2 protein-coding genes are annotated in these 1,540 nt (G+C 47.5%); one reads left to right on the top strand and one right to left on the bottom strand.

The window, feature by feature from the left end:
* The coding region (locus QWF21_RS17985) for an IS110 family RNA-guided transposase (RefSeq protein ID WP_330089422.1) at window positions 1-915 on the bottom strand (915 nt) is incomplete at its 3' end.
* 172 nt (window positions 916-1,087) lie between these two features.
* Between QWF21_RS17985 and QWF21_RS17980 the strand changes: the two genes are divergently transcribed.
* Window positions 1,088-1,402, top strand: a complete 315-nt coding sequence (locus QWF21_RS17980) for an HNH endonuclease (RefSeq protein ID WP_330089421.1) — start codon at window positions 1,088-1,090, stop codon at window positions 1,400-1,402.
* Window positions 1,403-1,540 lie beyond the last annotated feature (138 nt).

Here is a 1,540-nt window from a genome sequence, read left to right as displayed (position 1 = left end):
CAAATAGGCTTTCGCTTTGTCGTTGCCGCGCAGGTAAAGCACGGCAATTTCACCGAAGGCCCACTTCAGATGGGCATTGCCAATTTTATTACCTTGAGTGCCATAGCTTTTACCTGCCGATTCGGCTTTGCATTTAATCAACCGGCTATAGGATGCAAAGTCCTGTACTGTGCTAAAGCGTGCGATGTCGCCGACTTCATAGAGGATCGTCAGCGCCAGAATTCGACCAATGCCAGGAAAGCTGGTAAGAATATGGTAATCGCTACCGTTGTGATGCTTGGCATGCTTCTCAATAAAGCATTCGACAGAACTGAGTTCATGGTTGTAAAAAGCAATGATGTTTAAGTCCAGGTCAATATTACGCTGTACGAACTGATCATCAAAACGATCCCGCATCGCTTCACGGGCGTTGGGATAGCGTAAGTTCAGGGCATTTGGCGGCAAATTGTATTGGCTGGTCGTGTTTTTGACATGCGCTTTTAAATCAGCACCATGGCGAACAATACGGGTACGACGGCGCAGTAAATCACGGGCAGCGCGCATTTCGGGTGGATAAACATAGGCCATGGGGAAGTTGCCACCACGGATAAGATGAGCGATTTTATAGGAATCAATGCGGTCATTTTTGGCCTTGCCGCCATGGATCGCCTTCATGTATAGAGCATGGCCAAGAATAAAGTCGATACCGTGTTCAGCGCAAAAGTCGCTGACCCAGTACCAGCAATGCATGCATTCAACACCAACAACAATATTGCCGATGTAAGGTGCTAATAAATCGAGCAAAGGTTCTGGTAATGCTTTGATTTCGCGGTGTATGATGGTTTCACCGGCAGCATCCAGAATACAAACGTACAAAGAGCGGGCATGCAAATCAATTCCACAATAGTACGGATGTTGTGTAGTATAAAATCTCATTGGGTCTTCTCCTTTTTGGTTTCGTCGCCTTCCAGCTTAGCCAAATTGGTGAAGCTGGGGGGAGAAGGCTCAATGATTATCAATCGCGTCAACTCGGACGCCAGAAAGCTACGCTCCGCTTTCTGGCGCCGGTTACGCGAAGCGTTAAGCGGTAAAGGAGTGACAGGGGGCAATGGCAAATAACTGGAACATTCCTGATTGGCTAGAAGCAGAGATCCGAGAAAGAGACAAGGTATGTGTTTACTGCGGTAATGAATTTACTTCTGTGAAAGTTTCAAGGAAGTCTGCTGCCAGCTGGGAGCATATCATTAATGATGAGAGCATCATTACTAGGGAAAATATTGCTCTTTGCTGTTGTGGCTGTAACTCCAGCAAGGGGCAAAAGCAGCTATCTGTTTGGCTGCAAACCAAGTATTGCCAAGAACGTGGCATAACACCAGAAAGTGTTGCGCCAGTGATAAAACGAGCCATTGAGCGTGGGTTATAATTTACCGCTTAACAAGGCGCAGCAGTTCGCCGCCGTTGGCGGCCGGACGCCATTTCGCTTTGCTCAATGGCTCCGCTGTGCTTGGCGTTACATGTACTTATGATCGAGACATCACGGCTAACGTTAAGACCTTTTGCA

It is taken from the genome of Alkalimonas mucilaginosa (assembly GCF_036327005.1).
GTDB lineage: Bacteria > Pseudomonadota > Gammaproteobacteria > Enterobacterales > Alteromonadaceae > Alkalimonas > Alkalimonas mucilaginosa.
The sequence above is the reverse complement of the archived record's forward strand: the minus strand, read 5'-3'. Positions and strand labels throughout refer to the sequence as shown.

Bases quoted from the DNA above. Each gene is read 5' to 3' on its own strand.
- QWF21_RS17980 (WP_330089421.1), top strand. From the start codon at position 1,088: ATGGCAAATAACTGGAACATTCCTGATTGGCTAGAAGCAGAGATCCGA.